This is a genomic window from Orrella marina, assembly GCF_003058465.1.
GTDB classification, from domain to species: domain Bacteria; phylum Pseudomonadota; class Gammaproteobacteria; order Burkholderiales; family Burkholderiaceae_B; genus Algicoccus; species Algicoccus marinus.
Genome location: NZ_CP028901.1, coordinates 2487273 through 2512584 on the forward strand (window position 1 = coordinate 2487273; position 25312 = coordinate 2512584).

The 25312-nt window shown below is 55.0% G+C and carries 28 protein-coding genes, 1 tRNA gene and 3 pseudogenes; 14 read left to right on the forward strand and 18 right to left on the reverse strand.

The features are described from left to right. Positions 1–23: 23 nt before the first annotated feature. The 12 genes and pseudogenes from DBV39_RS20450 to DBV39_RS11290 all read left to right on the forward strand — a co-directional run bounded on the left by DBV39_RS20450 (position 24) and on the right by DBV39_RS11290 (position 9140). Positions 24–2129 carry a TonB-dependent receptor gene (locus DBV39_RS20450; RefSeq protein ID WP_322348713.1) on the forward strand — a complete coding sequence of 702 codons (2106 nt, stop codon included), beginning with the start codon at positions 24–26 and terminating at the stop codon, positions 2127–2129. Between the two features lie 44 nt (positions 2130–2173). Next, complete coding sequence (locus tag DBV39_RS11245; RefSeq protein ID WP_108621600.1) at positions 2174–2374, forward strand: hypothetical protein; 201 nt, start codon at positions 2174–2176, stop codon at positions 2372–2374. Positions 2375–2422: 48 nt separating this feature from the next. Then, entirely contained in the window at positions 2423–2638 is a 216-nt protein-coding gene (locus DBV39_RS20000) for a hypothetical protein (protein WP_227870956.1), read from the forward strand. Next, a complete protein-coding gene (locus tag DBV39_RS11250) occupies positions 2604–2927 on the forward strand; it encodes an MFS transporter (protein WP_265415998.1) in 324 nt (107 codons plus the stop codon). The genes DBV39_RS20000 and DBV39_RS11250 overlap by 35 nt, the downstream gene beginning before the upstream one ends. Beyond that, positions 2881–3171: pseudogene (locus DBV39_RS11255) on the forward strand (IS110 family transposase); the annotation flags it as partial. The gene DBV39_RS11250 and the pseudogene DBV39_RS11255, both read left to right, overlap by 47 nt. Positions 3172–3438: 267 nt before the next feature. Beyond that, a tRNA-Cys gene (locus tag DBV39_RS11260) sits at positions 3439–3512 on the forward strand. A gap of 413 nt (positions 3513–3925) precedes the next feature. After that, positions 3926–5188, forward strand: a complete 1263-nt coding sequence (locus DBV39_RS11265; protein ID WP_108621601.1) for an MFS transporter — start codon at positions 3926–3928, stop codon at positions 5186–5188. A 1-nt stretch (position 5189) separates the two neighbouring features. Next, a complete protein-coding gene (locus tag DBV39_RS11270; RefSeq protein WP_108621602.1) occupies positions 5190–5804 on the forward strand; it encodes a DUF2946 family protein in 615 nt (204 codons plus the stop codon). A gap of 117 nt (positions 5805–5921) precedes the next feature. Further along, entirely contained in the window at positions 5922–6500 is a 579-nt protein-coding gene (locus tag DBV39_RS11275; RefSeq protein WP_108621603.1) for an NUDIX hydrolase, read from the forward strand. Between the two features lie 26 nt (positions 6501–6526). Further along, positions 6527–7326, forward strand: a pseudogene (aat, locus tag DBV39_RS11280) (leucyl/phenylalanyl-tRNA--protein transferase). A gap of 30 nt (positions 7327–7356) precedes the next feature. Further along, the gene (locus DBV39_RS11285; RefSeq protein ID WP_108621604.1) at positions 7357–8094 is read left to right on the forward strand and encodes an arginyltransferase; all 738 of its coding nucleotides are present in this window, start codon (positions 7357–7359) and stop codon (positions 8092–8094) included. Continuing rightward, positions 8091–9140 (forward strand): quinone-dependent dihydroorotate dehydrogenase, encoded by a 1050-nt coding sequence (locus DBV39_RS11290; protein ID WP_108621605.1) that lies wholly within the window; start codon positions 8091–8093, stop codon positions 9138–9140. Before DBV39_RS11285 ends, DBV39_RS11290 begins: the two co-directional genes overlap by 4 nt. 213 nt (positions 9141–9353) lie before the next feature. Here DBV39_RS11290 and DBV39_RS11295 read toward each other — a convergent pair whose 3' ends face one another. The 4 genes from DBV39_RS11295 to DBV39_RS11310 form a co-directional block, all read right to left on the reverse strand. Then, complete coding sequence (locus DBV39_RS11295; protein WP_108621606.1) at positions 9354–9944, reverse strand: phasin family protein; 591 nt, start codon at positions 9942–9944, stop codon at positions 9354–9356. 100 nt (positions 9945–10044) lie between these two features. Next, complete coding sequence (locus DBV39_RS11300) at positions 10045–10806, reverse strand: IclR family transcriptional regulator (RefSeq protein WP_227870925.1); 762 nt, start codon at positions 10804–10806, stop codon at positions 10045–10047. 210 nt (positions 10807–11016) lie between these two features. After that, positions 11017–11853 (reverse strand): competence/damage-inducible protein A, encoded by an 837-nt coding sequence (locus tag DBV39_RS11305; protein WP_108621608.1) that lies wholly within the window; start codon positions 11851–11853, stop codon positions 11017–11019. A gap of 3 nt (positions 11854–11856) precedes the next feature. After that, positions 11857–12573, reverse strand: coding sequence for an EI24 domain-containing protein (locus tag DBV39_RS11310; RefSeq protein WP_265415999.1), 717 nt, complete (start codon positions 12571–12573; stop codon positions 11857–11859). A gap of 159 nt (positions 12574–12732) precedes the next feature. On the opposite strand from DBV39_RS11310, the gene DBV39_RS11315 reads away from it, so the two are divergent. Continuing rightward, entirely contained in the window at positions 12733–13122 is a 390-nt protein-coding gene (locus tag DBV39_RS11315; protein ID WP_108621610.1) for a thioredoxin family protein, read from the forward strand. Between the two features lie 88 nt (positions 13123–13210). Here the strand turns inward: DBV39_RS11315 and DBV39_RS11320 are convergent, their stop codons facing one another. The 6 genes from DBV39_RS11320 to DBV39_RS11345 all read right to left on the reverse strand — a co-directional run bounded on the left by DBV39_RS11320 (position 13211) and on the right by DBV39_RS11345 (position 18279). Continuing rightward, complete coding sequence (locus DBV39_RS11320) at positions 13211–13930, reverse strand: ABC transporter ATP-binding protein (protein WP_108621611.1); 720 nt, start codon at positions 13928–13930, stop codon at positions 13211–13213. Further along, on the reverse strand, positions 13930–14688 hold the full coding sequence (locus DBV39_RS11325; RefSeq protein ID WP_108621612.1) for an ABC transporter ATP-binding protein: 759 nt from the start codon (positions 14686–14688) through the stop codon (positions 13930–13932). The genes DBV39_RS11320 and DBV39_RS11325 overlap by 1 nt, the downstream gene beginning before the upstream one ends. Then, positions 14688–15662, reverse strand: coding sequence for a branched-chain amino acid ABC transporter permease (locus DBV39_RS11330; protein WP_159078913.1), 975 nt, complete (start codon positions 15660–15662; stop codon positions 14688–14690). Before DBV39_RS11330 ends, DBV39_RS11325 begins: the two co-directional genes overlap by 1 nt. An 11-nt stretch (positions 15663–15673) precedes the next feature. Continuing rightward, entirely contained in the window at positions 15674–16603 is a 930-nt protein-coding gene (locus DBV39_RS11335; protein WP_108621614.1) for a branched-chain amino acid ABC transporter permease, read from the reverse strand. Positions 16604–16614: 11 nt separating this feature from the next. Beyond that, positions 16615–17787, reverse strand: a complete 1173-nt coding sequence (locus DBV39_RS11340; RefSeq protein WP_108621615.1) for an ABC transporter substrate-binding protein — start codon at positions 17785–17787, stop codon at positions 16615–16617. 195 nt (positions 17788–17982) lie between these two features. Further along, on the reverse strand, positions 17983–18279 hold the full coding sequence (locus tag DBV39_RS11345) for a hypothetical protein (RefSeq protein ID WP_193853090.1): 297 nt from the start codon (positions 18277–18279) through the stop codon (positions 17983–17985). On the opposite strand from DBV39_RS11345, the gene DBV39_RS11350 reads away from it, so the two are divergent. After that, positions 18244–19263 carry a histone deacetylase family protein gene (locus DBV39_RS11350; protein ID WP_108621617.1) on the forward strand — a complete coding sequence of 340 codons (1020 nt, stop codon included), beginning with the start codon at positions 18244–18246 and terminating at the stop codon, positions 19261–19263. The genes DBV39_RS11345 and DBV39_RS11350 overlap by 36 nt on opposite strands. Before the next feature lie 36 nt (positions 19264–19299). On the opposite strand, the gene DBV39_RS11355 is transcribed toward DBV39_RS11350, so the two are convergent. The 8 genes and pseudogenes from DBV39_RS11355 to DBV39_RS11385 all read right to left on the reverse strand — a co-directional run bounded on the left by DBV39_RS11355 (position 19300) and on the right by DBV39_RS11385 (position 25292). Further along, positions 19300–19728, reverse strand: coding sequence for an ExbD/TolR family protein (locus DBV39_RS11355; protein WP_108621618.1), 429 nt, complete (start codon positions 19726–19728; stop codon positions 19300–19302). Between the two features lies 1 nt (position 19729). After that, positions 19730–20422, reverse strand: a pseudogene (locus DBV39_RS11360) (MotA/TolQ/ExbB proton channel family protein); the annotation flags it as partial. A 47-nt stretch (positions 20423–20469) separates the two neighbouring features. Then, positions 20470–21552, reverse strand: a complete 1083-nt coding sequence (locus DBV39_RS11365; RefSeq protein ID WP_108621620.1) for an energy transducer TonB — start codon at positions 21550–21552, stop codon at positions 20470–20472. Further along, complete coding sequence (locus DBV39_RS11370) at positions 21545–22345, reverse strand: heme ABC transporter ATP-binding protein (protein WP_227870600.1); 801 nt, start codon at positions 22343–22345, stop codon at positions 21545–21547. Before DBV39_RS11370 ends, DBV39_RS11365 begins: the two co-directional genes overlap by 8 nt. Continuing rightward, entirely contained in the window at positions 22342–23283 is a 942-nt protein-coding gene (locus tag DBV39_RS11375) for a FecCD family ABC transporter permease (protein WP_108623238.1), read from the reverse strand. Before DBV39_RS11375 ends, DBV39_RS11370 begins: the two co-directional genes overlap by 4 nt. Positions 23284–23350: 67 nt before the next feature. Further along, a complete protein-coding gene (locus tag DBV39_RS11380) occupies positions 23351–24049 on the reverse strand; it encodes a heme/hemin ABC transporter substrate-binding protein (RefSeq protein ID WP_227870926.1) in 699 nt (232 codons plus the stop codon). Next, positions 23935–24204, reverse strand: coding sequence for a hypothetical protein (locus DBV39_RS20005; protein WP_227870601.1), 270 nt, complete (start codon positions 24202–24204; stop codon positions 23935–23937). The genes DBV39_RS11380 and DBV39_RS20005 overlap by 115 nt, the downstream gene beginning before the upstream one ends. Positions 24205–24212: 8 nt before the next feature. Beyond that, the gene (locus DBV39_RS11385) at positions 24213–25292 is read right to left on the reverse strand and encodes a hemin-degrading factor (RefSeq protein ID WP_227870602.1); all 1080 of its coding nucleotides are present in this window, start codon (positions 25290–25292) and stop codon (positions 24213–24215) included. Positions 25293–25312: the final 20 nt, after the last annotated feature.

The window sequence follows — 25312 nt, forward strand, 5'->3', positions numbered from 1 at the left end:
GGAACTAGGAGAAATCTTTCATCATGCGTTTTCAATTCCGTGCTCTCAGCATTGCGCTGCTTTCCATCCACGCCACGTCATGGGTGCATGACGCCTTCGCACAAAGCGCGCCGCTTGCCGACGATGAACCGGCCGTTCTCGCCACTGTGGTCGTTTCGGCCAGCAAGCGCGGTGAAACCCTGGAACAGCTCAATGGCTCTGCCAGCGTGGCCGACCGTCCGGCGCTGGATGACGCCCAGGTGACTTCGACTCTGGAACTGGATCGCGTTTTCCCTGAGCTGTACTCGTCGCACAGCGCGACGTTCCTGTTCCCTATCATCACGCTACGCGGCGTGACGTCGGCGCAGGATTTCTACAACCCGGCACTGACGGTGTATGTGGATGGCGTGCCTCAGTTACCGATCTTTGCCGCCCAGTCTCTGCTGGGCGTCGAGCAGGTGGAGTTGCTCAAGGGGCCGCAAGGCACGCTGTATGGGAAGAGTGCCCAGGGCGGCGTGCTCAATATCGTCTCTCGCAAGCCGGGCGACACCCCCGAATTCGCTGCCAGCGCCGGGGTGTCGAGCCGAGACGGCTACCAGTTGCAGGTCGAGGGTTCCGGCCCACTGGTCGAGGATCTGCTGTATGGCTCGGTCTCTCTGCTGGGCAATGATGTCAATGGCGACTTGCGCAGCGATGTCATCGGCAGCGATCAATTGGGAGGCGTGCGTTCGCGCGCCGGCAATGTCAAGCTGCGCCTGGCCCCGGCCGGCAATCCATGGGAGGTGGGGCTGAGCGCCGGCCGCGATTGCGCCACGGGCGATCAGGAAGCCTATACGCTGTTCGACGACTACAAGTCCCGCAGGGCCTATGTGCTGCCCAACCTGCCGGAAGCCTACCGTGATTTTCATCAGCAGCGCTGCGCCAACAGCGTCGCCGTCAATGGTCAGTATGACTTCGGCATCTGGCGCTTGAGCGCCATTGCCAGCAGCCAGCGGGTGCAAACAGAACGCCAATGGCCGCTGGACGCGTATTTCCCGCAGTTCTCCGAGCACTGGAAACAGAATACCCAGGAATTGCGCCTGTCGACACGTTCGCCGCAACAGGGCGAGGCACCTTCCCGCGCCTGGGGCGCGGTGTTCGGCCTCTACCGGCAAGAGGTGGACCTGTCGCGCGGCTACCAGTTCGACATGGTGCTTCCCAGTTTCTATCGGGTGACGGATTCTTCTTCCAGCAACCGCACCGAGTCGCTGGCTGCCTATGGCGACGTGACTTGGCACCTGAGCCCCAAGGCCGACATCACCACGGGTCTGCGCGTCGCCCGGGACGAGGCCAGAACCCGCTTCCAGGGCAACATGATGGGCAGTACCTTCCAGGGGCAAGCATCCAGCGACCAGACGACGTGGCTCGGCCACTTGGCCGCAGGCTACCAGTTCAGCCCCAATTGGCGCGGCTACGTCAATGTGGCGCAGGGTTACAAGCCGCTGGGCTACAACCTGGCGCCATCGAGCATGGACGATGCTGCCGGGTATGGCCGCGAACGCTCGATCAGCTACGAGGCGGGCATGCGCTACGCCGGAAGCGACGTGCGCGCCAGCATCGCCCTCTACCGGGTGGACAGCAACGACGTGCAGCTCTACGGCGACGGCGACATGGGCAACCAGACGCTGAGAAACGTGGGCGATACCCGCTCGGTGGGCGTGGAGTTCAACACCGAGTGGGATGTCACCCGCCAATGGACACTCAGCGCGGGAGGCTTCATCAATGACGCGACCTTCCGCCGCTTCGAGGATTCCAGCGCCTGCACCGGCTGCACGCACAACGCTGTGCCGATGGCGCCCAAGTATGGCCTGACGCTGAGCGTCAAGGGCAATGTACCTTTGGGCAACACCGTCTTGCGGCCGCAGTTGACCGTGCGCCGCACGGGGGCGCATTATTTCGACAGCGCCAATACCCTGTGCCAGGGTGCGTACACCGTGGTGGATGCGGGCTTGGGCTGGCAGCCGACCCGCAATCTGGAATTGATGTTCTACGCCCGGAACCTGACGAATCAGGGCTATCGAACCTATGGCTTCTCGTACGGTGCGACAGGCAACTTCGCGCAGATTGCGCCTGGCAGAACAGTAGGCGTAACAGCGACCTACCTGTACTGAATGCCCCATGAGAAACAACCTGACGACGAGACACTGGACACCCCATGGATCGCACCCAAACCCTCGACCATCACAGCGGTGACGCTCGGGAGACCTTGCCGATGCCACATGGCATGGTTCCCTCGAAGTGGAAGGCGCGCTTTGCGCGGGCGCAGACCATCCTGGCTGGTGCTCAGGTAGTCGTCGTCTTCGGGGCACTGACGCTTATGTTGTTGCTATTGGCAATAACGGAACCCATCTGCTGACTATGTAGCCCTCCTTCATCCAGCTTGCCGCCGTGGAGGCGAAACGACATGACTCAAGACAATGCGAACTCGATGACAGTCGGCGGCGATCCCCTGGTTAGCGCGGCCCGTTTCAACATCAAGCCGCTGATGGCGGCCTACATGACCTGCACAATGACCATGATGGCGATCGCTGCATTTGGCCCCCTGGCAAGCCGGCGCGGTGGTGACCGTGGGAGGCGTGTTGTGGATGCTGCTTTCGCGGCCCTGGGGAGCGTTGAGTGATCGGCGTGAGCGGCGAACGGTTCTCCTGGCCGGAGCGGGCGGCTTCAAGCTCGCCTACTGGGCCATGTGTATCCTGCTGATCGTATCGTTGCTGGTGCTGCCTGCGGCGGGTCTGGTGTTTGCCGGGCTGCTCGTCAGCCGCGGGGCGGTCGGTGCGTTCTTCGCGGCGGGCGAGGTGCTGGTGACCGATCACGTCGCTGCCGGTGAGCGTGCCGGTGCCATGGCTTCGCTTGGCGCGGCCAATGGCGTTGGACTGGTCGTGGGGTCGGCACTTGCTGCCGCGCAATGAGCGGGGCAAACCTGTGGTCCGCAAACAGATCAAACGCGACAAGGTGATGACTTTCTTTGCCAACATGGAGCCTTGCGTGATTGGTATGGAAGCCTGTGGCAGTGCACATCACTGGGCCCGTCAATTGCAGAGCCTGGGGCACGAGGTCAAGCTGATCTCGCCGCAGTTTGTCAAACCCTTTGTAAAGACGAACAAACATGACGTCGCCGATGCTGACGCTATCTGTGAGGCGGTCAGCCGACCCACATCATTAATCTAGATCGAAGTCTGTCGAGCGAACGCGAGTGATCAGATACCAGAGCTGAGTGTGAGACTGGTGTGCTACATATGCCTCTTTGTACTGGTTTGTTGCTGCGAAGGGAAAACAAGGCTACAATAGTTGTCTTTGCTGACTGCAGCAGCAAAGACAACGTTAGGGGAAACAACGACTTATATAACTATAAGTCGTTGACCTAGCGTTTCCAATTTCAAATTCGAGAGAAGGCTTTTGCCTACCCTTTCAGTTTGCACTGGCGCAATGGCAGAGTGGTTATGCAGCGGATTGCAAATCCGTGTACGTCGGTTCGATTCCGGCTTGCGCCTCCAGATCCCCCACCCTATTGGTCCGACTGACCGGTTCTGGTTATCAACAGCCAGGGTAATGTATACCGTCAGCAACCCATCCCAGGCACTTCGGCCGAACAACCTTAAAGTTCGCCAGCCAGCCATTTCTGCTGGTTTTTATTGAGTGCTGCTAACGCTATCGCTCACCACTTCGCAGTAACACGACATGTCATAATTGGATTTACCGAAGAAACCTGCACCATTTCGAAGCAGACCCATCATCTGCGCTAGAATTCGACGGACCTGATCTGGCGAGTTTGCGCCCGACTCCAGAACGCACCCTGCACTGGCAGATTATCAAGCTGCCTGGGTTTAGTATCGTTCCATCAACCCAACAACAGGCCCGAGCTCAGGCACAGCAACATGCCCTCAGACCTGCATCATGATTCAAGCCCATGGCCCATACAGAAAAGCCAAACCAGGACACCTGGCGCGCAGAACGATTTACGCTCTCACTGTTTCTAAGCTTTGTTGGGGGCTACTTTCTCTCTTATGCGCTTCGATCAGTCAACGCAACGATCGCCCCCCTACTTGCCGAGGACCTGAACCTGAGCGCCGGCGCACTGGGATGGCTATCGTCCGCCTATTTTCTGTCATTTGCATCTGTTCAGTGGCATCTTGGCACCTGGCTTGATCGGTATGGTGCGCGCCGTACTGAATCAATCCTGCTCACTATCGCTGCAGTTGGGTCAGTCATTCTTGCCGTCAGCGACTCATTATTCACACTCTCGATTGGACGCATCCTGATCGGATTTGGCGTCGCATCCTGCCTGATGGCTCCTTACTCCTACTTCAGACGCTGCTTCGCCCCGGAGAAGCAGGCTCAGCTTGCCATGTGGATGTTGATCGGTGGAACGCTCGGATCACTGACCGCCACCCAGCCGGCCTTGCTGCTCGCTCAAGCCTATGGATGGAGAGAGATCTTCCTGGTCTGCGGAGGACTGCTTGCAGTATCGGCATTGGCAATTGCAATATTTGTTCCAGACTCGGATCGTCAGCACACACAGACAAGCCAGAGCAAGCCTGGAGACAAGCCCATCAAACTGCTCGAACTGCTTGCGCACCCCACCCTGCTTCGCATCATTCCGACAACGATCTTCTTCTCAGGTGGATTTGTGGCGTTGCAGTCGCTATGGGTAGGCCCCTGGATGACAGACACGCTAGGACTTTCCACCAATCAGGCTGGACAAGTCTTGCTGTACTTCAACCTTGCGCTGTTGGTTGCCTACCTCCTCATGAGCATTGTGAGTCCGCGGCTTGAGAAGAAGGGCTTCGGACTGGCGCGACAGACCTTGTTTGGCTTCTACTGGTTCATCATCTGCATGGCGATCATTCTCGCATGGCGATCACCCTCTGCATGGTGGCTCTGGCTTGCGCTTGCACCAGGCATCCCAGCCGTGATTCTGATGCAGACACAGACCGCTCTAATGTTCCCCAGAGAAGTTGCAGGACGCGTGTTGACAACATTCAACCTGGTGATGTTCACCGGCGCTTTTGCGGTACAGTGGGGAATCGGCCTGATTGTCGATGGTTTCATCTGGATTGGCCTGATCCGGGCCGATGCAATATGGTCGGCCTTCGCTCTACTTTTGCTGGCACAAGTGTTGAGCCTCTGGTTTTACGTGACCCGTGGCAAGCCTCTGTCAGCAGGGAGCTGAAATGGATCAGACTGTTCTTGAGGCAATTGAACGATGGCCAGACGTACCTGCCGTCCATGGATGGCTATCGCTATCCAGAAGAGGCCAGTGGAGGCTGCATCCAGGCGGTACAGCCAGTCAGGGCGGGTTTGGTGAATCCATCCAGAACCAGCAGATCATTGCCTTCATAAACCGCAACTATGAAGCTGAGAATACGGGACGCTGGTTCTTTCAAAACGGCCCCCAACGTGTCTACGTCAGACTGGACGCAGCTCCCTTGGTCGCTTCGATCACCGGGCAGCCCGGCTCGCTTAGCACGCACAACGGACTTCCGATCAAGCAGATCAAGCGGTGGCTGATCGACCACAATGGCACCCTTTTCTTCGAATGCGAGCATGGACCTGCTTGCGTGAATGATCAGGATCTGGAACTGATTGTCGACGCCCTCCAGACCAGCGACGGTGTGCCTCTACTCGATTGGTGCGAACAACACGAACAGGGCGGTGCGCAGACCACCGTGACATTCACAACAGACGCACCATTTCAACTGACAGGAAGCGCTCCAATGAACTTACTGGGTGTGACTGATCGCGTTGAAAACGAGCTTGGCTTTGTGCGGCAATCAAGCGAGAATTAGCATGCCGCACGCCCTGGCAAGATGGACTCCCTATGCGATGCCTGACAAGTCAGGCAGATGCACCACAGAGCCTCAACAAGGGCTTTAACAGGTTGTATTGGTCTAGAATAGCAAGCAATGGATAAAAGCCCTGAATTCTTCTTTCCTGCCCCAAGACTGAGTCAGTACTGCAGTCAATGCGCGGCACCTATCACCCGTCGCATCCCGCCTGGGGACAACCGGGTCAGAGACTTATGTGAGTCTTGCGGCGCTGTACATTATCAGAATCCACGTACGGTAGTTGGAACTCTTCCTGTCTGGAACAACAAGATTCTTTTATGTCTGCGAGCAATTGAACCTCGGGCCCGTACATGGACATTGCCTGCCGGGTTTATGGAACTGGCAGAAACCACCGGGGAAGGCGCTTTGCGAGAAACACGCGAAGAGGCTGGCGTCGAAGTGGAACTTGGTTCCCTCTACACAGTCATAGACGTTCCGCACGTTGATCAGATTCACGTCTATTTTCTGGCGCATGCGAACACGGGTGACGTTGATCCTGGCCCAGAAAGTCTGGATGCGCGTTACTACGATATCAGCGAAATTCCTTGGGACAACCTCTCGTTCAGGTCCGTATCCTCGACACTACGCCACTACATCAGTGACGTTGAAAAGGGTCATTTCGAGACTCGGTACTATAGTCTGCCACCTGCCCGATAGTTTTCATTTCTGGAGGGATGAAGCGAATGGAAACAGCCATTCAATGGGTCGATCCAGATAAGCCTTTGCCACCCGCTCACACAGCGCTAGAAGATCCACCAGGACTTGTTGCGGCCGGCCTTGACCTGAGCATCTGGCGGCTAGAGCAAGCATATTCTGAAGGCATGTTTCCCTGGTTCAATCCGGGGAGCCTGTCCTCTGGTGGAGCCCGAATCCCCGTGCAGTTCTCTACTGTGAAGAATTGCACCTGTCCCGCTCAATGAACAAGCGGATGCGCAAGATAGAAAGGGATCAAGCATCAGGAAGCTTCTTTCCTTGCGTAGTGACCGTTGACTGCGCTTTCCCCACAGTCATGGAGGCCTGTGCTACGCGAGGCGCACCGCCAGGTCACGCCCCCGTGACAGGCACGTGGATCACACCGGAGATGAAGCACGTCTATCAGCAGTGGCACGCGACAGGGCGTGCCCACAGTGTCGAGACCTGGATGGATGGAGAGCTCTCCGGTGGTCTCTACGGCGTCAGTATAGGCAGAATGTTCTTTGGAGAGTCGATGTTCACACATCGTACCGATGCATCTAAAATCGCGCTGGTTCACCTGGTCAGATTTCTGCAAAGACATCATGTGCAGATGATTGATTGCCAGATGACAACCAGCCACCTGGTCAGTCTCGGTGCCCGCGAGATCGAAAGACGCCATTTCCTTGATCACGTCCACTTTTCAACCCGCCAGCCAGATCTTAACTGGCATCCGGGATGGATTGGGGCGGACGGATCCATTAACGCTGGCGTCCCTGATTGCCTTAAAGAATCTGGAAAACTTTCCTGATCAGGGACATCTTGTTGTACATTTTTTGTCATGAGCCAAGTTCAGGAACTTCCCTTCTCGGCAATTCAGTTCTATGCCACTGCCCCCTATCAGTGTAGCTATCTTCCTGATCAGATGGCACGCTCTCAGGTGGCGGCACCCGGACACATGATTCACGCCGGGACATTCTCCGAACTGGTAGATAAAGGCTTTCGACGCAGCGGCCTGTTCACCTACCGTCCCCATTGCGATCAATGCAAAGCTTGCTTGCCCATCCGGATCGACTGCGAGCGGTTCGTGCCTACACGCAGCCAGAGACGCGCCTGGAAGTCCCACGGTTCACTTGAGTCCAGAGTGATGGAACTGGCCTGGTCTCCAGAACACTATGACCTCTACTGGCGCTACCAGCAAACGCGCCATCCTGGTGGCGGCATGGATGAAGACAGCCGCTCCCAGTACAGCCAGTTTCTGCTGGCCAGTCGAGTCAATTCCCGACTGATTGAGTTTCGGGACCCGGACCGTGTGCTGCGCATGGTGTCCATCATCGACATCCTTGACCAGGGGCTTTCGTCCGTCTACACATTCTATGACCCAGAGAGCAGTGGAAGCCTCGGAACATATGGCATCATCTGGCAAGTTGAACAATGCCGGAAGCTGGGTCTACCTTGGCTTTATCTTGGTTACTGGATTGCCCAGAGCCGTAAGATGGCCTACAAGTCGCGTTTCCGGCCAGCCCAGTACTTTGTTAATGGAAATTGGGAAGAATTTCCCGAACAATCAAATTTATGAATCCCCTCTTTAACGCCTACACGCTTGCTCGAGCTCCATTATTTTCCATGGACCCCGAAGCCGCTCACGAGGCAACGCTTCGTTCCATTCAACGAGCATATGATTGCAAGCTGACTCGTGGGATGATGCATGATCTACCCATCGCCCCCATCTTGCTCATGGGGCTCTCTCTGAAGAATCCTGTCGGTCTGGCAGCCGGCCTGGACAAGAACGGTGAACACATCGACGCTTTGGGTAATCTGGGATTCGGGTTTGTCGAAGTGGGTACTGTCACACCCAAAGCTCAGCCCGGCAATCCGAAACCTCGCATGTTCCGACTCCCAAAAGCGCAAGCGCTAATCAACAGAATGGGTTTCAACAACCAGGGTCTGGATACCTTTCTAACAAATGTCAAACGTAGCCAATACAGAGATCGTGGTGGCATTTTAGGATTGAACATCGGAAAGAATGCGTCGACACCCATCGAAAACGCAAACGATGACTACCTGCTCGGACTCGAAGGGGTCTACCCTCATGCAGATTACATTACGATCAACATCTCGTCTCCAAACACAAAAAACCTACGTGACCTGCAATCTGGAGACAGCCTTAATGGTCTGTTGAGCGCTTTGCATGAGAAGCGGCTTGCATTGGCACAACTGCACCGCAGAAACGTTCCTCTAGCCCTCAAGGTTGCACCAGATCTAGACGAGCATCAGATCGAGGCAATCACGCAAAGCCTGGTTCGTCATCAGATGGATGGGCTGATTGCGACAAACACCACCATCGACCGACAATCCATAACTGGAATGCAGTACGCAGATGAAGCTGGTGGTCTCTCCGGAGCACCCGTCCATCGCAAATCACTCTGGGTGATTGAAAAATTCCGCAGTCGTCTTGGCCCGGAGTTTCCGATCATTGGCGTTGGTGGAATTATGTCCGGCGCGCACGCTGCTGAAAAAATCCAGGCAGGAGCAAATGCAGTACAGCTGTACACAGGACTGATTTACAAGGGTCCAGCCCTGATCGCGGATTCTGTCAACGCAATAACGAAGCGACTTCGCTAGCCTGGCAAGTCAGACATCTACCTCAGGCTTGCGTGGCAATCCTGCTCTGGGGTCGGCGCTGATTTTGAAATTGCGTGCTGATCGCCTGGTAGCGAACTCGCATATCAAAAGAAACAGGGTTCCAAATGGAACCCTGTTTCTTTACCTTCTAAGCGTTTGTCAGGCTATCTGGCATGGCATTTCTGCGATGCGGTGAGAACCTGCAATCGCTTCTCAGGCGTCGTTGCGACGAGTGGTAGTTGCACGGGCAGCTGTCTTGGCGGCACCGGTAGCAGCGTCAGAAGCAGCCTTCATAGTCGCTGCGGTAGCGGCATGAAGGTTCTTCTCGGTCACGTCAGCAGCTTGTTTGGCAGCTTTGGTCATGCTTTCGTAAGCTGCGTTTGCCTGAGCCATTGAGGACTTCAGCATTGCAACGGCGCTCTCGGAGCCACTTGGTGCATTGCGAGTCATCTGGTCGATGGTCTCCGAAACCTGCTTCTGATTCTCGGCAATCTTACCTTCGACAACCTTGGACAGCTCAGCCTGAACACCTGACACGATGTCATAAACGTGCTTGCTGTAAGCCATTGCTTTTTCTGCTGAGGGCTGAACCATGGAGGAGCTCATTGCAACAGCTTCCTGGGCGTCTTTGACGTCCATTGCTTCATGGGCTTTCTCGTTGACTTCGTCCATGGTTGCCTTGATAACCTTGAGGTTCAGATCAACCAGCTTCTCGAAGCCGCTAAACAGGGTACCCTGAACAGCCATGAAGGCGTCAACGGTTGCTTTTTGTGAATCAATTATTTCTTTTGGCATCTTGGTCATAACTATCTCCTGATGGATATTGTTGCGCTGCACAATTACAATGTAATGTATTTGGTTTTACGTTGTCAACTACTTTTTGTGCGTTGCAACAAAAATTTCATCAATCAGTATTTCGACGTCCTGGCTCATACCCCAGAGCCTCAGAAATTGTTCTCGCTGTTTCGACGAGTTGTTGTATCCATCCGTCCTGCAGACGCTCGGATGGAGCCGAAATGGACAAGCCTGCAACCAGGCGCCCGGTATCGTCATGAATGCCTGCAGCGATACAGCGAACCCCCATCTCAAGTTCTTCATTGTCTCGCGCATACCCGTGCCGGCGCACGAACGCCAGCTCTTTCTCAAGCTGGTCATACGCGGTGATGCTGTTCTTGGTGTTACCAGCCAACCCCGTACGGGTCGCGTAGGCGCGGACCTGGCGAGGATCTGAAACACAAAGAAAGAGTTTGCCCGTCGACGTCAGATGCAAAGGAGCACGCCCACCAATTGCCCTGACGACCTGCATTCCGGATCGTTCGCTCCAGGCGCGATCGACATAAACGATCTCGTCACCCTGCTGAATGGAAAGATTGACCGTCTGTCCGGTCAGTTTGTGCAGACTCTGCATCGCTTCTACGGCAGCTTCGCGCACATTCAGGCGTCCTCTAACCAGCGAGCCAAGCTCCAGCAGACGCATGCCCAACTGATACATTCCGCTGTCGACCCGCTCCACATAACGGGCTACCACAAGATCATTCAGAATCCGATGTGCAGTAGAAGGATGTAGCCCTGTGTTGGCGGAAAGCCCCTTCAGAGAAATCGGTTCCGCCTCGTTTGCCAGTGCGTCAAGCAATCTGGTAGCGCGCTCGATTACCTGTATCGCCATCCCTGGTGAAGTGCCACTCTCTTGCAGAAAGCCACTTTCGCTCTGGCCGGTCTTCAAACCCGCATGATCTCTCAATCTACTTGTCATTATTTATTCTCAATCTGCAGTGAACTCTGCCGACACAACGACAAGGCACAAAAAATGCGGCACTGCAACATGCGCATTCTAAGCTAGAACTCCCATTTTGGGTAGCGCGAAGTCGCGCCAATATCATTCGATACGGGTACTCGATCTCGCGAGCGTTGGCTCAAGTGTCGCCCCGAGATTCAATGCCTCTTCTCGCAAAAAAGCGATCGCTGGCTTGGCCGAATCAAGCGGTCCTTTAACACCGAGTTCAATGTGTGCCGCTCTCGCCCCCTCGCCGACTGAAGGCAGACTGAACGCCTTGACATCCTGCCAGCGTTGCTCGATCTCCTCAAGCGAAGGCGCGATTCTGGACTCAGGAATGTTGTAGGCGACAAATGAAAGCTCTTCTGTCCTGACAGTCTGATGCAGGTGCGCGTAGCGATGGTCCAGCGTCCACTCCAGCATCGGCCAGGCCATGACCGGAAAGCCAGGTACAAACGTATGATCATGAATAAAAAATCCTGGAATCCGGTTGTACGGATTCGGCACGATCTGCGAACCAGCGGGAAAGGTACCCATCTGCAACCGACGCTGATTCTCTGGCGCAGACATGTCTGCAGTTCCCTGACCCTTGCTCGCCATCTCGGCACAACGTTGCGCGATTTCGAACTCGGCCTCTGGATGCAGGACCAGGTCGACACCTAGTGCTGCTGCAACCGCCTGTCGCGTGTGATCATCGGTTGTTGCACCGATACCGCCGCAAGAGAACACAATATCGCCCGACTCAAAGGATTCTTGGTAAGCCTTGGTCAGCAGGGCACGATCATCTGACAAAATTCGCGCCCAGGCCAGAGACAATCCTCTACTCGAGAGCATCTCGATCACCTTGCCCAGATGTTTATCCTGACGCCGCCCCGACAGAATCTCATCACCGACAATAATGACGCCAATCCGTCGTGACGCTTGAGGTGACTCACTCATGATTCATTCCTTTGTATAAGACTCTATCAACGCAGGCTCTGTCGTGACTGAAAGGTCACGCTTCTGACGCAACGCTTCCAGCCCAAAGTGCGCAAACACCAAACCGGAAAAGACCGGCAGGAAAACCCATGCGGGAGGTAAAAGATTAAGCAGAGCACATATCAACCCTATGCTCCAGAAACCAATATTCCGGTCCTGCAACAGCGACTTTCGCTCCTCAGAAGAAGCATGATCAGCGACAGCATCGATGCGCATCATCCTGGAGAACGCAAACGTCCACCAGAACACAGAAAGAATCATCCCGAGCGGAGGAATGAGCCAAAGAGGCAGCGTAACGAGCCAGCCCGTCATGAAAACGATACTCACCCAGACGGCATTCCAGACACTGATGAGAAATGCATGCCGCCCTCGAGGCTTCACATCAGGGTAGTTATGACGACTCAAGTGAGCCAGCACCATCGGCATGATCCACACCGCGGCGACGGCCAGTCCAACAATTCCCGCCAGTGGAAGCAAAATGATGACTGCAATGATCGGGATCATCCACGCCTTGAGCACCAGAAATCCGGCGGTCCCGATCACAGGATCTACCATGCCAGGCACCGATGACTCTGTCAGTGAGTCCGAAAGCCACTCGGTAAGGGGTGACCACCCCAGCCAGATCAAAATCGAACCTAACACCAGCGTCACAATAACTGGCAGGAAGAGCGCGAATATCATTCGCGGATGCAACTGAGAGCGCAACGCGCGCAGAAAAGCCTGACCGACCCCGTTAAAAGGTCCATCAGACTGCGAAGATTTGGATTGCGGATTAGTGTACATTCAGTTCAAACCGTTTAACACCGTTATGATAGGGCAAACCCGATACCCGGTGCACATATGAGTGTTTATTTACCCAACGATTCCGGTCTGGCAACACTGCTGGCCCGAAGCGACAAACTGCTTGTCGTATGCTACTGCGCAGCCTGGTGCGACACCTGTAATGAATACCACCCCAAACTCGTCGAGCTATCAGAGAAACGCCCTGATACGGTGTTTGTATGGGTCGACATAGAGGAAGAACCCGAACTGCTAGATGATGAGGATGTGGAAAACTTTCCGACCATCCTGCTCGAAAAATCTGGCAAGACGCTATTCTTCGGGACCGTCCTGCCACACATCGGCCAGCTTGAACGACTGATACAGGCCGTCGAAGAATCGGATGGCGAATCATTTTCCGGGCCAGCCCCGGGAGGGGTGCGCAATTTGCTGCTGGAGAGATCTGCCTGAGCATTGACACGCAATCGCGTGCAGCAGGCGACACAAGGTTGCAATCACGTTGCATCGAACTTCAGAAATGCAATCAATCTGTTTCTGACTATGTTGCAAGGTAACGCTGCCGCAAAGAGGTGTCAGCCTGAAACTGTGGCGTGTCGCCTTCCCAGACCGTCACGCCTTTCTCCAGGATGTAGTGCCTGTCACATAGGTGCAGCAGATGTTTGAGATTCTTGTCTGTAATCAGAATCGACATGCCTTCGGTACGCAACGCATCCAGTGCCGTCCAGATCTCCTGCCGAATGACGGGCGCCAGTCCCTCAGTTGCTTCATCGAGAACCAGCAGGACCGGATTGGTCATCAATGCACGGCCAATTGCCAGCATCTGCTGCTCCCCACCTGAAAGCTGGTTTCCAAAATTGTTGCGACGCCCCGCGAGTTTTGGAAATAATGACATAACCCGGTCAAGGTTCCAGTTTTTGAGTCCGGTATTCGAGTCACGTGCGGTGGCAACGAGATTCTCCCAGACTGTCAGATTGGGAAATATCTGTCTGCCTTCGGGAACCAGCCCGAGCCCAGCGCGTGCGATCTGATAAGCGGGCCATTCATCAATTCGCGTTCCCCTGAATTGAACCTGACCTTTCAGGCAGGGCAACATCCCAAAAATCGTTCTGATCGTAGTGGTCTTTCCCATACCGTTGCGACCTTGCAAACTCACACACTGACCAGGCAGTACAGTCAGATTGACATCAAACAGCACTTGACTCGGACCGTATCCAGCCTGAACGCTGCGTACGCTGAGCAATGATTCAGCGCTTTCCATCAGTCGATCTCCTCATCACCCAGGTACGCTTCGCGAACCTTCGGATTGGACTTGACATGAGCGGGCGTGTCGCAAACCAGCACTTGACCGTAGACCAGCACACTGATCCGGTCTGCCAGCGCGAACACGGCATCCATGTCATGCTCGACTAGCAACATGGCGCACTGGCCACGTAGATTATCGAACAACTCCACCATCCGCTCGGATTCCGCGGGACCTAACCCTGCCATCGGCTCGTCAAGCAACATGAGCCCTGGCTCGGTGGCCAGCGCCATTGCGACTTCGATCAGGCGTTGTTGTCCGTAGGCGAGCGTGCCAACCATCGCATTCTGCAGGCCAAGCATACCCACCCGATCAAGAAACATACAGGCTCGCTCCACCAGATTCCGATCACGCAGCACCGGCCTGAAAAAATGGAAATTGTGCCCCGCGTGCGCCTGCACGGCCAACAGCACATTCTCAAGTGCTGTGAACGCTGTGATCGAAGAGTTGATCTGATAGGACCTGCTGATTCCAGCGCGGGCCCGTCTGGCCATGGACCAGCCCCCGATACTGCGGCCATGCAACTCGATCGATCCGCTGTCCGGACGGACCTCACCTGCTATCTGACTGATCAGCGTTGTTTTACCCGCTCCGTTGGGTCCGATGAGTGCATGTATCTCCTGGCTGTTTACGACCAGATCGACTCGATCAGTCACCTGAATCGCACCGAAACGCTTGCACAACTGGTTGACTTTCAGAACTGGCTGGGCAGACATCAATCATGCTCCTGGGCATGCGCACGGGCAGCACCCTTGGGAAAGAATATCCCCCAGAGACCACCTCGCAAACCTAGCACCATCAGCAAGATAAGCGGACCGATCACCAGTGGCCAATGAGGGGTGACCAGTTTTACAGCGTCCTCAACAAGCAACAGTGCTGCCGCACCGGCCACGGGACCGAATACTGTTGCCGCCCCGCCCAACAACACCATCACCATCAACTCCGCCGAGACCATCCAGCTCATCAAAGAAGGGGAAACGAATCCGGTCAGGTTGGCCATGAAGAATCCGCCCAGCGCACACACTTGAGCGGAGATAATGTAAGCCACCAGCCGATAGGGCTGCGCACTTGTTCCAACGGCTTGCACCCGCCTTGTATCGTATCGCGTCGCCCGCAACACCAGACCAAACCGCGACTGAACGATCAAGCTGGTTGCCCACAACACCAGCAACACACTCGCCAGAATAGAAAGATAGACAGCAACGGGTTGCCCGGTCACCGACCCGAAGTCGCTGACCCTTGACAGACTGATACCCTCATCTCCCCCAAAATTCCGGAGACTGACAAAGACATAAAAGAAGAGCTGGGCAAACGCCAAGGTAATCATGATGAAAGCCATGCCCTGTGTTCGCAACGAAATCCACCCGACAATCAACGCCACCACAGCAGAAACTGACAATGCGGTTAACAGGTGAACCCATCCATTAAAGACATCGAACTCGGTCAATATTCCAACTGAATAGGCGCCCAAACCCACATACATTGCGTGCCCGAGGCTGGCCATCGCCCCAAAACCAAGCACCAGATTCAAGCCCAGAGCGCATAACGCAAAAACCAGAATCCGACCGAAGTACGTCAGGACATAAGTGTCTCCGGAAACAAACGAGTACACCGGTACCAGACAAAAGCACAGCATGATCAGACCTGCGATCAATTTGCGCAGCCACACCCGATCTTTCGAAGTCTCCATCAGACTCTGACTCATGACTGCCCTCTAGCACGCATCGGAAACAGGCCTTGCGGGCGAAACGCGAGAACAATCGCCATCAGCAGATAGACCAGCATGGATGCAAGAGCGGGCCCAACTGCGGTCGCAATCGCTGGATCGAATGTAGCTCGCAACCAGACCGGAATGAAGACTCGTCCCAAAGTATCAACAAGTCCGACGATGATGGCTCCCAGGAATGCTCCCCGGATCGATCCGATTCCGCCGATGACGATCACAACCAGCGTCAGGATCAGCGTAGGCTCGCCCATGCCGGACTCGATCGAAAGAATCGGCCCAACCAGAGCACCCGCCAGCCCGGCCAGTGCCGCGCCAAGGGCAAACACGAACCTGTTCAGCCACCCGATATTGACACCCAGCGCCGACACCATCTCCCTGTTGCTGGCCCCAGCCCTGATCAACATCCCGATACGGGTTCGCTCAATCAGAAGATAGAGACCTAGCGCAACCAGCAATCCGGAGACAATGATCAGAAGACGATACGATGGATACATGAATCCACCCAAGTTCACCGCCCCGGACAAGGCTTCCGGTGTTTCCATATACACAGGCGAGCTACCCCAGATGACGCTGACAAGCTCATTGCAGAAGAGAACGATTCCAAAGGTCGCCAGCACCTGCTCGAGGTGTGATCGCCGATGAAGACGGTACAGCCCCAGCATATCGCCAGCCAGTCCAACCAGGAACATCAGTACAACTGACAAAAGGATGGCGAGCGCAAACGAACCAGTGTGCACAGAAAGGCTGGCCGCGAAATAAGCCCCGAACATGTAAAGTGAACCGTGTGCCAGGTTCACAAAACTCATGATCCCAAAGACAAGTGTCAGCCCGGCTGCCATCAAAAACAACAGCAGACCGAACTGAAGGCCATTAAGCGCCTGCCCAACAAACAGATTGAAAGTCACAAACGTTCAGGTCAGAGCGGACATTCTTTGAGGTACGAGTCGGAGTGACCTGGCAAGGTTTCCTGGAGCGTCTTGTGTGAGACCCGTCCCTTGTCGTCCTTTGCCACCTCGAATACATACATGTCAAGGACTGGGAACCCATTTTTGTTGAATTTGAAATTGCCACGAACTGATTCGAAATCAGCTTCGCGCAATGCTGCCTTCAACGCAGCCTTGTCCTTTGCGTTCCCATCCGTCTTGGCAAGCGCACTGTCAAGCAGCATGGCTGCATCGTAGGCCTGCGCAGCGTATTGCGAAGGGATACGTCCGTACTTGGCCTCAAAATCAGCCACGAACTTCTTGTTGGCTGCATTATCAAAGTCCGGCCCCCAGAACGAACCCGAAATCGCGCCAATAGCGGTCTCCTGCAAAGCGGGAAGGGTCGAGCCGTCAAAGCTTGAGACAGACATCAGAGGAATCTGGCCAAGCAACCCCGCCTGACGGAACTGTTTGATGAAGTTAATTCCCATACCACCCGGATAGAAAACATAGACGGCATCGGGTGCAGCGGCTTGCAACTGCGCAATTTCAGCCGAGTAATCAGGCTGGTTGACGCGGGTATACACCTCGCCCACGATGTTGCCCTTGAAAAATCGCTTGAAACCACCCACAGCATCTCGCCCGGCTTGATAGTTAGGTGCCATCACGTAAACATTCTTGTATCCCTTGTCGGTGGCATATTTGCCGACACCTTCTGCCTGCTGGTCGTTCTGATAGGAGGCAAAGAAGAAATTCGGGTCACACCGCTCACCGGCCAGCGGTGCTGGACCTGCGTTCATCCCGACAAAGATTGTTTCCGAATCGGCCAGGGGCTTTGCAATGGCCATCATGACATTGGAAAACGTGATACCACCCACGATGTCGACCTGATCCCGCTCAATGAATCGGTTCACAGTCTGGACTGCCAGGTCGGGCTTGAGCTGATCGTCTTCCTTGATCACTTCCACAGTCGCCCCGCCGAGCTTGCCACCAGCATTCTCGATCCCTAGCATGAACCCATCGTACATATCCTGGCCCAATGCGGCGGCGGGCCCGGACAAAGTCGCCATGAATCCAATCTTGACAGGTTCACCCTGAGCAAACGCCCACGCTGGCGCAGCCGCCAGCAACATTGCTCCAATCGATCGTCTGAACTGTGATGTCATCTTGTATGGTTCCATTCGAGTTAAGAACTGCCGGGCAAACCCCGTCCTTGAATCAGCGCGTCGCCGACCGCGAATCAACGCGAAACAGGCCTCGCCAGAAAATATGTAACGACTTGTTTACCAGAATATATAGGAAAACACGCCTATAAGTCAGTTACGTCTCTTGTCAGGCCTCTTGTTATACATTTTGCCATGTCAATTTTTGTCCTGTATGCGCCCCGGGGCGATATCGGTATCTCCGGATGGAATCGCCAGGAAAAAGCTGCTTATCCATTCTGATGGATCAACTTCAATGGGCAACAGGCAGACAAGTCTGGCATTTGCAACGGAGCAACGCTGATCTAAACTCGGACTTGAAACGGGACTGATCACAATGAACATTTGTGCTCCCATGTCACCGCCCACAGTCACGGCCCACATTTCAAACCCGAAGTTCTGAAGCAACTGGAATCCATCTTGAAAGCGTTCTACGACAAAAGACTGCAACTCCATACCCCTCAAACCTATCTGTCTCGAGGCAAGATGCGTACACCGCAGGAACTGCCAGTCAGATCTGAGAAGCTTCTGGAAGGTGCCATAGCAGCAGGACTGGAGATGCTCCCTCCACAAGACTACGGGATGAATCCATTACTGGATGTGCACGATCCGGCCTATCTGATATTTCTGAGAACAGCACACTCGCAGTGGCAGAAACTCGGGCCAGACTGGGGTGACGAGGTGATCTCCAACATCTACGTGCGACATCCGAACGCCCAGAGAGGCATACTGGCACTTGCAGCCATGCACCTGGCCGACGGCAGTTGTCCGGTTGGTGAGCATACATGGACGACTTGTTACTGGGCCGCGCAGTGCGCCATTAACGCCGCACAGGCCGTGCTGGATGGAGACTCGAGAGCCTACGCTCTTTGCAGGCCCCCTGGCCATCACGCACGGCGGGACGCGGCAGGTGGATTCTGCTATCTGAACAATGCAGCAATTGCGGCAGAAATGATTGCCAGAACATCCAGAAGGGTCGTCATTCTGGATACTGACGTGCATCATGGGCAAGGCATTCAGGAGATCTTTTACAATCGGGACGATATTCTTTACATCTCCATTCATGCCGACCCGACCAATTTCTACCCTGTTGTCGCCGGTTTTGAGCAAGAGAAAGGTTCCGGTGCTGGCTATGGTTACAACATCAACCTCCCGATGCCGCATGGTTCAAGTGAAAGCGATTTTTTTGAGAGGCTGGACATTGCCACAGAGGCAATCAAGGATTTCAAGCCTGACATGTTGGTTCATTCGCTCGGTTTTGATATCTATGAGCAGGACCCTCAGTCAAAGGTTGCTGTCACGCAGTCCGGGTTCAAGCAGTTAGGCGACAGAATCCGCCGATTTGCCTTGCCAACAGTTGTCGTCCAGGAAGGCGGGTACCACTACGACACGCTCGCCACTAACCTTCAAGCTTACTGCAAGGGTCTGCTTGCCCTTTGACTGGCCTTGAGAGGCTGGCGTATCCGCTCTGGAATTTCAACTTCCGCCGGTCTTGGTCATCAGGGAAATCTTGGTCAAGCCGGCATTCTTGACTTTGACGATGACATCCGCAAGGAAAGCATAGCGAACGTCCTCATCACTCCAGATTCGGATAACTGGAGAAATCTCCAGGCCCGCCGTCTGCTTTAACATCAGTGACAGCGCATCATCGTCCAGGACATTCCCATCTTCAGTCAGCAAAACACCATCATCGCGCAAACTCAGATTGATAGCGTCGACAGGCTCTTGCGGTGCCATTGCCTGGGTCTTGGGCAAACTCACCAGCACAGACTGGGCGGCCATAGGCGCAGCAAGAATGAAGAGCACCAGCAACACCAGGACAATATCAATGAGCGGAACCATGTTGATTTCGGACATCGCCTGATCACGCCCTCTGACCGAGGATTGGAACGATCCAAACGCCATATCAATGGTCTCCTTTGGCAACCAGATCAATCTGCTTGGCTTTGGGGCTGACGCCGACCGTCTGACCAGTCGTCAGAAACACAAACAGCTCATGAGCAAAAGCATCAAGCTGACCAAGAATGACACGATTGATTCGGACAAGCGTGTTGTAGGCCAGCACCGCGGGAATGGCGACCGCAAGCCCCAATCCGGTCATGATGAGCGCTTCACCGACAGGACCAGCCAGTTGTGTGAAGTTAGCACCATCCTCGGCCGCAATTGTCATGAGTGCGTGATAAACGCCCCAAACCGTCCCGAACAGCCCGACGAACGGTGCAGTCGCTCCGATTGTAGCGAGTACCGTCAACCCGTTTTCGAACTTGGAGGTTTCTTCGTCAAGCACCTTGCGCATGCTTCGCGTTACAAACTCTCCGGTTGAACCGACCTCTTCAAGCCGGGTTGCTCCATACTGGATATGGTGGTTCCGCGCATGAATCGCATGAATGGTGAGATGCGCAAACGGGTCTCTGACTCCATGTGCAATCAGCTCATTCTCCACCTGCTCCAGCGATGTCGCATTCCAGAATTTCACCAGAAAGTCCCTGGAGAACCGCTTGACACGCCACAGAAAAACACTCTTCGCAACGATTAGATACCAGGTCGTGCATGACATGATCGCAAGAACTACAAACAAAGACTTGCTCACCATGTCTGTGTGATACCAGAGTATCGACCAGACTTCACTATGGGTTTCCATCCTACCTACTTCCTTAGTACAAAATTGAAAGGAATATCTGCAAAAGCTCTAAACGGCACGCCATTACGCTGATATGGCTTGAATGTTGCGCGCCTCGCGGCACTGAGCGCAGCCTCGTCCAAAGAAGCGACGCCAGACGATTGTTTGAGCAAAACCGACTCAACCTCGCCTGAACGGTCAATCGTGACTCTCACGACAACCAGCCCTTCAAGACCGAGACTTCTGGCCTGCCGGGGATAACTCGGCATGGGTGGACGTCCGCGGTACTCCAGTCGCGAGACCTGGACGGGAGCCTTCTCCACATCTGGAAGATTGCTCTCGCTCGGCGTGACCGTCGGCTGAGCGGTCTGCGCCGGAATTCCTCCCTGGTCCTTATTCGACGCCACTCGTGCCGGTTTGGGCCTAGGCTTGGGTTCTGGCTTGGGTTCTGGCTTGGGTTCTGGCTTGGGTTCTGGCTTGGGTTCTGGCTTGGGTTCTGGCTTGGGTTCTGATTTCGGTTCTGGTTTCGGTTTCGGTTCTGGTTTCGGTTCTGGCTCTGGCTCTGGCTCTGGCTCTGGCTCTGGCTCTGGCTCTGGTTCCGGTTCCGGTTCTGGCTCTGGCTCTGGCTCTGGTTCCGGTTCCGGCTCTGGCTCTGGCTCTGGCTCTGGCTCCGGCTCCGGTTCTGGTTCCGGCTCCGGTTCTGGTTCCGGTTCTGGCTCCGGTTCCGGTTCCGGTTCCGGTTCTGGCTCTGGCTCTGGCTCTGGCTCTGGCTCTGGCTCTGGCTCTGGCTCTGGTTCTGGTTCTGGTTCTGGTTCCGGTTCTGGTTCTGGTTCTGGTTCCGGTTCTGGCTCCGGTTCCGGCTCAAGCAAAGCGTCCTCAGATACCTGTTGGGACACTGCCTCAGAAACGACCTCTTCGCTCACGTTCCCATTCGGACTATCAACAGAAAAATCGAGCACGACCTCCGTGTGCGCCCCCCCTTCTGGAGCCCCCACCCGACTCGGCCGCATCAACAACCAACCGGCCATCGCGTGCATGCCAACAACAACAAGCAAAATCAACAGGCGGGTCGCCCAGCGAACTTTGTTAGGTATCAACAACTCAGCCATCCGCAATTACGATAAATCTTTCAGAATGCACAGGATGAGGACGCACTCTCATCGGAAGACCGTACACCTGTTCAAGTAGTACTTCATCGAGTACGACTGATGGCCGGTCAATTGCAGCGACCCGTCCATCTGCAATCAGCATGAGGCGATCGCACCACCGTGCTGCCATATTCAGGTCATGCAGCACGATCACAACCGCGGCCGAGTGATTCCTCGCGAGATCATGAACACCCTGCATCAAAAGCACCTGATGTCTGGGATCCAGGCTCGCCGTGGGCTCATCCAGAAACAGATAGGCATGCCCATGCAAATTGACGATTGCTCTGGTCTGAACCAACACGCGCGCGAACTGAACCCTTTGCTGCTCGCCCCCCGACAATGCCCGATATGACTGTTGCGCTTTATGTCCGAGATCAGCATGCGAAACCGCATCATCGATCCAGGACTGAACCGTGGCGGGCGGTACTTCCGGAAATGGGTAGGCACCCATGGCAACCACCTCGGACACAGGCAGATCAAATGTCATGACACTTTGCTGTGGTAACACTGCCCTTGTACGGGCGAGTGTGAGCGGTTTGGTCCGATGTGTGGCCAACCCACCAAAACTGACCTCCCCTTCTGTGACTGGTAGCTCAGCACAACAAGCCCCCAGAAAAGAGGATTTGCCTGCTCCGTTTGGTCCTAGAATGCCAAGCACCTCTCCTACTTCGAGGTGCATGCTGACATTGTGAAGCACCTCCCTGGTACCCCGCCGCACACAAAGACCTTCTACAGTCATCCTTTTCTGAGTCATCGCTTGCCCCTTATCAACAGCCAGATAAAGAAGGGCCCACCGATAAGACTTGTTACCAATCCGATCGGCAACTCAGACGGTGCGATCAGGACTCGGGCCAACCAGTCACCAAGGGTGAGCGCGAGAGCTCCTCCCAATGCCGATGCGGGCAAGACCCAGCGATGGTCCGAGCCCATCCACAGACGAACCAGATGGGGAACGACCAGACCGACAAACCCGATACCGCCCGTAACCGCGACAATCGGACCGACAGTCAACGCCACCAAAGTAATAAGTTGCCAACGCAGTGAGGACAGCGAGTAACCAAGATGAAAAGCCTCGCGCTCACCCAGAAGCAATGCATTCAAAGCTTTCCAGCGAATTAACAAAAGCGCAACCATCAGCAACGTCCACGGTGCCAGAAAGTTGATCATTGACCAGTTTGCACCTGCCAGACTGCCCATATTCCAGAAAGTCAGATCACGAAGCTGGGCATCGTTTGCGTTGATGATCAGTAAGCCCATCAAACTGCCTACAATCGTGTTGATGGCGATTCCCGCGAGCAGCAAACCTGACACACTGTGGGAACGCCTCCCCAGGAAATAGGCTAAGTAGGTCGCGCCAAGGCTTCCAATGAATGCTGCTCCCGCAATCAGAACCAAGCCTCCAGACGTCAACACAATCGCTATGACAGCCCCGAGACTTGCACCTGCTGACAACCCCACCAGGCCGGGTTCAGCCAGCGGGTTTCGAAACAGCGCCTGCATGACCGCTCCAGCGATGCCCAGAGATGCCCCGGCAATCACACCCAGAACAATACGGGGCATCCGGATGTTGACCCAGACGTTCCTGGATACCTCATCCATTGACTCAGCACCGACGAGCCACATCAGCAATCGGGTCGGATCGATATGGTAAGCACCATTTACGGACGCGAACAACACAGAAACCACCAGCAGCAGTCCGAGCAACGCCAGTCCTGCTGCGACCGGCGTCACTCCTTGCAGACGCAGTAGCGGAAGTGTTCTAGTTGGCGGCACCTAGCACTCCATCCTGAACCTTTGCAATGGCCTGCGGAAACCGCAAACCGAAGCCTTGCGCCAGCATGTCATCGAGCACGATTACACGCGAGTTTTGAACGGCAGGTGTCATGGCAATCACTGGACTTTGCTTGACCTTCTCAACGCCTCCCATCGACTCCACTGTGCTTGAAGTCACGATGATGACATCAGGTGCCAGCGCACTCACCACCTCTGCAGACAGAGGTCGGTAGGCGTTCTGCTCTGCCAGGACGTTCTTCAGTCCAGCAGTCTCGAGAACAACATTCGCAGCCGTATCGGCTCCCGCTCCCAGCAGTTTGCCACCTCGCATGACTATTGTCATGGCTCCAAGCGCTGGTATTGTCGTTTCCTCCACGGACGCAAGCGCCGACTCCATTTCTTCGAGCAACAATTTGCCCTGCTCAGGTTTGCCGAGAGCCCGTGCGACGGTTTCGACCCTGGAACGCAAAGATTCCAGATCTGGCTTATCTGACACCATAACGACGGAAATCCCCAGTTGCTTGAGTTGCTCAATCACTTCCGGAGGACCCGCATTCTCAGACGCAACAATCAGTGATGGGCGTAAGGAGACCACACCCTCTGAAGGCAGCTTCCTGTAGTAGCCGACGCTGGGCAGTTCGGTTGCTTCGGGAGGGTAAATACTGGATTGATCTGTGCCGATAATTCGCCCCCCTCTCCGAGAGCATAGACGATCTCGGTCACGCTGCCACCAAGCGTCACCAGTCGGGAAGCATCCTGGTCCGGCTGCGCTAAAGCAGCCGGACTCAAGAGTACCGCCAGACTGGCCGTCATGGATGACAGCCAGCGTACTGCAAACACCCCTGTCCTCATGATGCCAGGGCCTCTTTGCAGAAAGAGGTCATCAGATGACGCCACTCGACAAGCTCAGGCTTGCCAGGCTTGCGCGCACCGAAGAACTGAACGATCAGCTCGCCTTGTGCATCATAAACCTCAAGTGAGGTCACCCATCCATCCACTGTCGGCTTGTTCACTACCCAAACCTGACTGACCCGACTGACATCCAGATGGAGATTGAATGTGGGATCGAGAACGTTGAGCCATGGGCCACGTTCGACGATGCGCTCAACCGGTCCTGTATGAATCTGTATCATGCCGCGGTTCCCGACAAAGCACATGATTGACTGGCCTTCTGCTGCAGCATTGCGCAACATCTTGTCGATAGTATCAACCGGAACCTGCTGTGCCAGATCAGCACCAACATCCAGCAACGCACCCTGGCGATTCACATTGAACTTGCGCAGCATCGGAAAAAAGTCGTGTGTATCTTTCAGGTTCAGCCACGCATCCCGAAATGCCTGAGCATCGTCAACCCTGTCCTGGCGAACATCCGGTTCGATTGCCTGGAAAGCTGGCCACACGGATGCGACGGCATGCTCCTGCACCAGTTTCAGATACTGAGCTGTATCGGTCTCATCGGTGCAATAGACCTTATGAATGGCAACGCCTTCAGTGTCAAAGAACTGCAGGCTGTGACGCCCTCCCTCCTCCACTGCCCACGCCGAATCCCAGCAACTGAAAAACACCCGCAGATCAATATCAGGTCCAAGAACCAGACCGACATGCCCGGTTCCTTTTATGTCCTCGTAGGCTCCATGACGTTCGTGCACGCAGATGTCATTGCGAGTGAGAGCCATGACACGACCAAGCGAGCCTAACTTCCTGAAGATCTCCTGCCCGTTACCTTCGAGTTTGACGCTGCGAACAGGGCCGCAGGCTGAGGCCACCCACTGCGCCTCGCTGATACCTAGAATCTTTGCGACTTCACGTGCACGCTTTGCCCGTTGCTGCTCGTCAAGCGACTCATACCGCTCGTGCACTTCCTGGGACTTCTGTTTGTAGGTTTCATCCATTTGCGGACTCAAGGGGGTGTCAATCATGTCAAGCATAGTTAGCCTTTAAATTCAAG

Excerpts from the sequence above, each read along its gene's own strand:
- DBV39_RS11290 (WP_108621605.1), top strand. The coding sequence starts at position 8,091 with ATGAATCCCCTCTTTAACGCCTACACGCTTGCTCGAGCTCCATTATTT.
- DBV39_RS11310 (WP_265415999.1), bottom strand. The coding sequence starts at position 12,573 with ATGATATTCGCGCTCTTCCTGCCAGTTATTGTGACGCTGGTGTTAGGT.
- DBV39_RS11300 (WP_227870925.1), bottom strand. The coding sequence starts at position 10,806 with ATGGCGATACAGGTAATCGAGCGCGCTACCAGATTGCTTGACGCACTG.
- DBV39_RS11250 (WP_265415998.1), top strand. The coding sequence starts at position 2,604 with ATGCTGCTTTCGCGGCCCTGGGGAGCGTTGAGTGATCGGCGTGAGCGG.
- DBV39_RS11355 (WP_108621618.1), bottom strand. The coding sequence starts at position 19,728 with ATGGCGTTTGGATCGTTCCAATCCTCGGTCAGAGGGCGTGATCAGGCG.
- DBV39_RS20000 (WP_227870956.1), top strand. The coding sequence starts at position 2,423 with ATGACTCAAGACAATGCGAACTCGATGACAGTCGGCGGCGATCCCCTG.
- DBV39_RS11325 (WP_108621612.1), bottom strand. The coding sequence starts at position 14,688 with ATGTCTGCCCAGCCAGTTCTGAAAGTCAACCAGTTGTGCAAGCGTTTC.
- DBV39_RS11320 (WP_108621611.1), bottom strand. The coding sequence starts at position 13,930 with ATGGAAAGCGCTGAATCATTGCTCAGCGTACGCAGCGTTCAGGCTGGA.
- DBV39_RS11245 (WP_108621600.1), top strand. The coding sequence starts at position 2,174 with ATGGATCGCACCCAAACCCTCGACCATCACAGCGGTGACGCTCGGGAG.
- DBV39_RS11370 (WP_227870600.1), bottom strand. The coding sequence starts at position 22,345 with ATGACTCAGAAAAGGATGACTGTAGAAGGTCTTTGTGTGCGGCGGGGT.
- DBV39_RS11265 (WP_108621601.1), top strand. The coding sequence starts at position 3,926 with ATGGCCCATACAGAAAAGCCAAACCAGGACACCTGGCGCGCAGAACGA.
- DBV39_RS11365 (WP_108621620.1), bottom strand. The coding sequence starts at position 21,552 with ATGGCTGAGTTGTTGATACCTAACAAAGTTCGCTGGGCGACCCGCCTG.
- DBV39_RS11295 (WP_108621606.1), bottom strand. The coding sequence starts at position 9,944 with ATGACCAAGATGCCAAAAGAAATAATTGATTCACAAAAAGCAACCGTT.
- DBV39_RS20450 (WP_322348713.1), top strand. The coding sequence starts at position 24 with ATGCGTTTTCAATTCCGTGCTCTCAGCATTGCGCTGCTTTCCATCCAC.
- DBV39_RS11315 (WP_108621610.1), top strand. The coding sequence starts at position 12,733 with ATGAGTGTTTATTTACCCAACGATTCCGGTCTGGCAACACTGCTGGCC.
- DBV39_RS11340 (WP_108621615.1), bottom strand. The coding sequence starts at position 17,787 with ATGACATCACAGTTCAGACGATCGATTGGAGCAATGTTGCTGGCGGCT.
- DBV39_RS11285 (WP_108621604.1), top strand. The coding sequence starts at position 7,357 with ATGAGCCAAGTTCAGGAACTTCCCTTCTCGGCAATTCAGTTCTATGCC.
- DBV39_RS11270 (WP_108621602.1), top strand. The coding sequence starts at position 5,190 with ATGGATCAGACTGTTCTTGAGGCAATTGAACGATGGCCAGACGTACCT.
- DBV39_RS11305 (WP_108621608.1), bottom strand. The coding sequence starts at position 11,853 with ATGAGTGAGTCACCTCAAGCGTCACGACGGATTGGCGTCATTATTGTC.
- DBV39_RS11275 (WP_108621603.1), top strand. The coding sequence starts at position 5,922 with ATGGATAAAAGCCCTGAATTCTTCTTTCCTGCCCCAAGACTGAGTCAG.
- DBV39_RS11330 (WP_159078913.1), bottom strand. The coding sequence starts at position 15,662 with ATGGAGACTTCGAAAGATCGGGTGTGGCTGCGCAAATTGATCGCAGGT.
- DBV39_RS11385 (WP_227870602.1), bottom strand. The coding sequence starts at position 25,292 with ATGCTTGACATGATTGACACCCCCTTGAGTCCGCAAATGGATGAAACC.
- DBV39_RS11345 (WP_193853090.1), bottom strand. The coding sequence starts at position 18,279 with ATGGAGTTGCAGTCTTTTGTCGTAGAACGCTTTCAAGATGGATTCCAG.